The sequence below is a fragment of the Winogradskyella sp. genome, assembly GCF_965656915.1.
Classification (GTDB): domain Bacteria; phylum Bacteroidota; class Bacteroidia; order Flavobacteriales; family Flavobacteriaceae; genus Winogradskyella.
Map to the genome: position 1 here is coordinate 24,181 of NZ_CBFHMI010000028.1, position 6,472 is coordinate 30,652.

General features: G+C 31.7%; 3 protein-coding genes and 1 pseudogene. 3 read left to right on the plus strand and 1 reads right to left on the minus strand.

Annotated elements, in window-relative coordinates; all coding sequences use genetic code 11:
- Positions 1 to 32: 32 nt before the first annotated feature.
- A complete protein-coding gene (locus tag ACTG3Y_RS08560) occupies positions 33 to 1,931 on the plus strand; it encodes an amidophosphoribosyltransferase (protein WP_439152509.1) in 1,899 nt (632 codons plus the stop codon).
- A gap of 495 nt (positions 1,932 to 2,426) precedes the next feature.
- Here ACTG3Y_RS08560 and ACTG3Y_RS08565 read toward each other — a convergent pair whose 3' ends face one another.
- The gene (locus ACTG3Y_RS08565) at positions 2,427 to 3,035 is read right to left on the minus strand and encodes a superoxide dismutase (RefSeq protein WP_439152510.1); all 609 of its coding nucleotides are present in this window, start codon (positions 3,033 to 3,035) and stop codon (positions 2,427 to 2,429) included.
- 111 nt (positions 3,036 to 3,146) lie between these two features.
- Here ACTG3Y_RS08565 and ACTG3Y_RS08570 point away from each other — a divergent pair, with 111 nt between their 5' ends.
- Positions 3,147 to 6,278 (plus strand): UvrD-helicase domain-containing protein, encoded by a 3,132-nt coding sequence (locus ACTG3Y_RS08570; RefSeq protein WP_439152511.1) that lies wholly within the window; start codon positions 3,147 to 3,149, stop codon positions 6,276 to 6,278.
- Positions 6,279 to 6,320: 42 nt separating this feature from the next.
- Positions 6,321 to 6,472: pseudogene (locus tag ACTG3Y_RS08575) on the plus strand (glycine C-acetyltransferase); the annotation flags it as partial.

Below are 6,472 nucleotides of genomic sequence, written 5' to 3' on the forward strand. Positions count from 1 at the left end.
GCGTTTTTTGATAACAATAGCAGCAAAATAAAATGAGTGATGCTTTAAAACATGAGTGCGGTATTGCACTTATCAGACTTTTAAAACCTTTAGAATACTATAAAGAAAAATATGGGAGTGCTTTCTATGGAGTAAATAAAATGTACCTGATGATGGAAAAGCAGCACAATCGTGGTCAGGATGGTGCTGGTTTTGCAAGTATAAAATTAGACACAAATCCTGGTGAGAGATATATTAGCCGAGTAAGATCTATTGCCCAACAACCTATACAGGATATTTTTTCTCAAATTAACGAACGTATTAATTCAGAAATAACTAATAACCCACAATATCAGAATAATGTAGCGCTACAGAAAAAACATATACCATACATTGGTGAATTATTATTAGGCCATGTACGCTATGGAACGTTTGGTAAGAACAGTGTAGAAAGTGTTCATCCGTTTTTAAGACAAAATAACTGGATGCATAGAAACCTCATCGTAGCGGGTAATTTTAACATGACCAATGTTAATGAGCTCTTCGAGAATTTGGTTGAGATAGGGCAACATCCAAAAGAAAAAGCAGATACCATCACCGTAATGGAAAAGATTGGTCATTTCTTAGATGATGCGGTATCAAAAATTTATAAAGACCTTAAAAAAGAAGGCTATTCAAAGATTGAATGTTCTCCATTAATTGCTGAACGTTTAAAAGTGCACAAAATTTTAAAACGTGCAGCAAAAAATTGGGATGGTGGTTATGCCATGGCAGGTTTATTAGGTCATGGAGATTCATTTGTTTTAAGAGATCCTGCCGGGATCAGACCAGCTTATTATTATAAAGATGATGAAGTCGTTGTTGTAGCATCTGAGCGTCCTGTTATCCAAACTGTATTTAATGTGGCGTTTGAAGATGTTATTGAGTTGGATCCAGGACATGCTATTATCACAAAAAAATCTGGTGAAACGGCAATCAAAAAAATATTAGAACCACTAGAACGTAAGGCTTGTTCTTTCGAACGCATTTATTTCTCTAGAGGTAGTGATGCGGAAATCTATGAAGAACGAAAAGAGTTAGGAAGACTTCTAATGCCAAAAGTGTTAGAAGCCATAGAGGAAGATACTAAAAATACCGTTTTTTCATATATACCAAATACTGCGGAAACCTCATTCTATGGTATGATTGACACTGTAGAGGAACATCTAAATCATAAAAAAACTCAGACTATTCTTAACGGTCAAAGAAGCTTATCAGCACAAAAAGTAGAAGAAATATTAGCCGAAAGACCTCGTATAGAAAAAATAGCAATCAAAGATGTAAAGCTAAGAACATTTATCACTGAAGATAGTAGTAGAGATGATTTAGTAGCGCACGTTTATGATGTTACTTATGGCGTTATTAAACCAACAGACAACTTAGTAATTATAGATGATAGCATTGTTAGAGGTACAACTCTTAAGAAGAGTATCATCAAAATGATGGATCGACTTAATCCTAAAAAAATCATTGTAGTATCCTCTGCTCCTCAAATTAGATATCCGGATTGTTATGGTATAGACATGGCAAATCTCGAAAGCCTAATTGCATTTAGAGCAGCCTTAGAATTGTTGAAGGACAATAACCAATACCATATTGTAGAAGAGGTTTATAACAAATGTTTGAAACAAGTTGATCTAATAGACAAAAATGTAGTCAATCACGTTAAAGAGATTTACAATAATTTTACTGACGAACAAATCTCTGAAAAGATTTCAGAATTGCTAAGTGACGACGAGGTAAATGCTGAAGTGAAAATAATCTTTCAGCCTGTTTCTAATTTGCACAAAGCATGTCCTAAAAATTTAGGCGACTGGTACTTTACAGGTGATTATCCAACTGCAGGTGGCAATAGAGTGGTTAATAAAGCCTTTATAAATTTCTTTGAAGGTAACAAAGAACGTGCTTACTAAATCGAGCAAACGCACATTTTATCCGAAAAAATAAGCGTTTTGTCTAAAAATAATGCATTTCATCTATTATTTACCCTCGCTTTAACAAATTAAATATACATTGGTATCACCATAACATAAGTAGGTTAAGTTCATGGTAGATTTGGGGCAAAAAAAGGTGAACTTAGTTCACCTTTTTTTATACCCCTAACTAAATGTAAACTTCAATATTATTTATGTTTTAGATACGAATTCTATTAACATAAGTTAACAAACACTACTGCTTCCACGCTTAGACTAATATATAGGTCGTTTATCCAAAAAATTAATAAATTAAATTAATGTGCACTTATATTTGAGTCACCATAACATAAGTAGGTTAAGTTTATGGTAGATTTGGGGCAAAAAGGGTGAACGTCTGTTCGCCCTTTTTCATTTTATAAAGATTCTTATTATTAAACAATAAAAAAATCCAAGTCTTTCAACTTGGATTTCTCAATTATAGATGTGTTATTCTTATTTAGCTTCTGCGTAACGACGCTCAACTTCGTTCCAATTAATAACTTTAAAGAAAGCATCAATATAGTCTGGTCTTCTGTTTTGGTAATTTAAATAATAAGCATGCTCCCAAACATCTAATCCCAAAATAGGTGTGCCACCACAGCTTGCTCCAGGCATCATTGGGTTATCTTGATTTGGTGTAGAACACACCTCTACCTTTCCACCTTTGTGCACACATAACCAAGCCCAACCAGAACCAAACTGAGTTGCTGCAGCCTTACTAAAAGCTTCTACAAATGCATCTTTAGATCCGAACTCTGCTTCAATAGCATCCTTTAGTTCACCCGATAGATATCCTCTATCATCAGGATTCATTACTTCCCAAAACAATGAATGATTGAAAAATCCGCCTCCATTATTTCTTACAGCAGAATTACTCATGTCTAAGTTTGTTAATATATCTTCAATAGATTTTCCTTCTAAATCCGTTCCTTCAACCGCAGCGTTAAGCTTTGTTGTATATCCATTATGATGTTTGGAATGATGGATTTCCATTGTACGGGCGTCTATATGTGGTTCTAAAGCATCATATGCGTATTTTAATTTTGGTAATTCGAATGCCATAATTATTTGGTTTTTAAGTTATTGTTTCAATTTCTACAAATTTACAATAATGAAAACAAGAAATTCTAAATAAATTATTAAGATTCCCTATTTTGGTATAAAATTTATCACTTGCAAAATTCTACATTCAAAATATATAATGCCTCAGCTGGTAGCGGTAAGACTTATACTCTAGCTAAATCCTATATTAAATTACTTGTGGCTGCTAAGGATTATAATGCGTTTAAATCTATTCTGGCTTTAACATTTACTAATAAGGCGGTTGGAGAAATGAAAGAGCGCGTCATTAATATGCTCAAAATATTCTCCACCGAAGATAATCTAAAGAAACCTCATCCTATGTTTAATGACATTTGTTCGGACTTGTCTTTAACATCAAATGAACTTTTTATCAAGTCCAAACATGTCCTTAAACATATTATACACAATTATGGTGCTTTCAATATTTCTACTATTGATGGATTTACTCATAGAGTCATTAGAACTTTTGCACACGATTTAAAACTCCCTGTAAATTTTGAAGTAGAGCTAGATCAAGAAAGACTTTTAAATGAAGCTGTAGATAGCCTTATCGCCAAAGCTGGTACAAATAAGGATTTAACAAAAATCCTTGTTGATTTTGCCATAGAAAAAACAGACGAAGATAAAAGTTGGGATATCTCTTATGACTTTAATAAGATCTCAAAACTTTTAATAAATGAGAACGACTATACCCATATAAAATCTTTAAAAGAAAGAACTCAAGCAGATTTTAAGTGCTTAAAACAAAAAATAGTTTCTACGATTAGTGATATAGAAGAAGAAATAAAATCTACAGCAAATAAGACATTAGATCTAATTACTGAGTCTGGACTTGAGTTTACTGATTTTAAAAGAAGTACTCTACCTAATCATTTTATTAAAGCATCTAAATTAAAGGTTACAAGCCTATACAATAATAAATTAGAAGAAAACTTAGCTGAACGAAAAGACCTATATAATAAAACTCTAGATGACTATTTAGCCCAGACCATAGAAAATATTCTTCCAGAAATTGAACGCAACTATCAACTTCAGAAAAAAAATATTTTTCATTATAAATTTCTAAAAGCTGCTTATAAAAATTTAACCCCACTTTCAGTGCTTAATGTCATCAGTACTGAGTTAGACAACTTAAAGAATGAGCAAAATAAAATGCTCATTTCAGAATTTAATCAAATTATCAGTAAAGAAATAAAAAATCAGCCAACTCCATTTATTTATGAGCGATTAGGCGAAAAATATAAACATTATTTTATTGATGAGTTTCAAGACACCTCAATAATGCAATGGCATAATCTTGTGCCTCTGATAGAGAACGCTTTATCAGTCTCTAATGGTTCTGCTATGCTTGTAGGAGATGCTAAACAAGCCATTTATAGATGGCGTGGTGGTGAGGCGGAACAATTCATTCATCTTTATAATAAATATGAAAATCCCTTTCAAATTGAAACCGAAGTTCTAGCGCTTAATACCAATTATAGAAGCACTAAAGAAATTATAAGTTTTAATAATGCATTCTTTAATTTTCTAGGTGAAAATTACTTTACTGACTCTGACTACGCTAAACTTTACAAGACTGCAAATCAGAACATAAATAATGATTCCGAAGGCTTTGTGAGACTAAAGTTTTTAGATCTTCAAAAAGAAGATGATAATTCTGAAGTCTATAGTCATGAGGTTTTGGAAACTATAAACCAATGTTTACAAGAAGGCTATAACTTGAGTGATATATGTGTTTTAGTTAGAAAGAAAAAAGAAGGAGTGGAAATAGCAAATTGCCTAAGTGAAAATAATATAGATATTACATCGTCAGAAACACTTCTATTATTTAATTCAGAAAAAGTCGTCTTTATAGATGCTTTTTTAAGAATGCTTACCCAACCTAATAATGAAACTGTAAAAGTTGAAGTGCTTTCTTTTATTGCCAATCAGAAAAGTATTGATAACAAACACGCATTTTATACAACACATCTCAATAAGAGTGTAGATAAAATGTTAGATAGTCTTAAGTCTGTTGATTTACGTATTAATAAGAACCAGCTCTTACAACAACCACTATACGAGATGGTTGAACAACTTGTAAGAATATTTAACCTTAACAATAACAGTGATGCTTATCTTCAGTTTTATTTAGATGTAGTTTTAGAGTTTACCCAAAAGCAAAGTTCTGACTTAGTCGCTTTTGTGACATATTTTGAAAAGAAAAAAGATAGTCTGAGCATTATATCTCCTGAAAATCTGAATGCAGTTCAGATTATGACGATTCACAAATCTAAAGGTCTGGAGTTTCCCATAGTTATTTTTCCCTTTGCTGACTTAAATATATATAGTGAATTAGAACCTAAAATTTGGTATCCTGTAGACCAAGAAGATTACTGCGGTTTTAAAGACCTTCTAATTAGCTACAACAAAGATGTTGAACATTTCGGTGAAAAAGGGCAATATTTATTTAACCAGCATCAATCACAATTAGAACTAGACAACATTAATCTATTATATGTCGTATTAACACGAGCCATTTCTCAGCTCTACATAATTTCTAAGAAAGATATTGACTCAAAAGGAAATGCAAATAGAAAAACCTATGCTGGTATGTTTATAGATTATTTGCAGAATATAGAAATATGGTCTGAGAATAAGTTGATTTATGCATTTGGAGAAAAGACCAAAAATACGGTTAGTGCAAAAGTTAAAAATATGGCTTCACCACTTCCTTTAATTTCGACTCCTAAAGAGGACCACAACTTAAGTATTATTACTAAAGCAGGAATGCTATGGGATACTAAACAAGAAGATGCCATAGAACGTGGTAATCTGGTCCATTTAGTGCTATCTAAAATAAAATTTGATACCGATATAGAGTTTGCCTTAAATGAATTATTAATTACCGGAGATATTACAAATGATAATATAAATGAATTAAGACAACTCGTAAATGAAGTAATTAACCATCCAATACTTAGTGCTTATTTTAAAGATGGATACAAAATATACAATGAAAGGGATATTATTACAAGTCATGGACAGCTAATAAGACCAGATCGATTAAACTTTAATTCTAAAAAAGAAGTCATTCTTATAGACTATAAAACAGGTGCTGTAAAATCATCACACAAATCGCAATTAAATGACTACGAAACCATTTTAGAACAAATGAATTTGAACGTTATTCAAAAACTATTAGTTTATATAAATGACACGGTTGAAGTCATTGAAGTATAGTATTTACATAGTATCTTTGCACTTTAAAACAAATTAAAAATTATGTACGGAGCAATACAATCACATTTACAAAACGAAATAGAATCTATAAAGGAAGCTGGTTTATTTAAAGAAGAGCGTATAATTACATCACCACAAGGTGCCGAAATCACTTTAAACTCAGGTCAAAAGGTTTTAAATTTCTGTGCTAATAA

Excerpts from the sequence above, each read along its gene's own strand:
- ACTG3Y_RS08560 (WP_439152509.1), top strand. The coding sequence starts at position 33 with ATGAGTGATGCTTTAAAACATGAGTGCGGTATTGCACTTATCAGACTT.
- ACTG3Y_RS08565 (WP_439152510.1), bottom strand. The coding sequence starts at position 3,035 with ATGGCATTCGAATTACCAAAATTAAAATACGCATATGATGCTTTAGAA.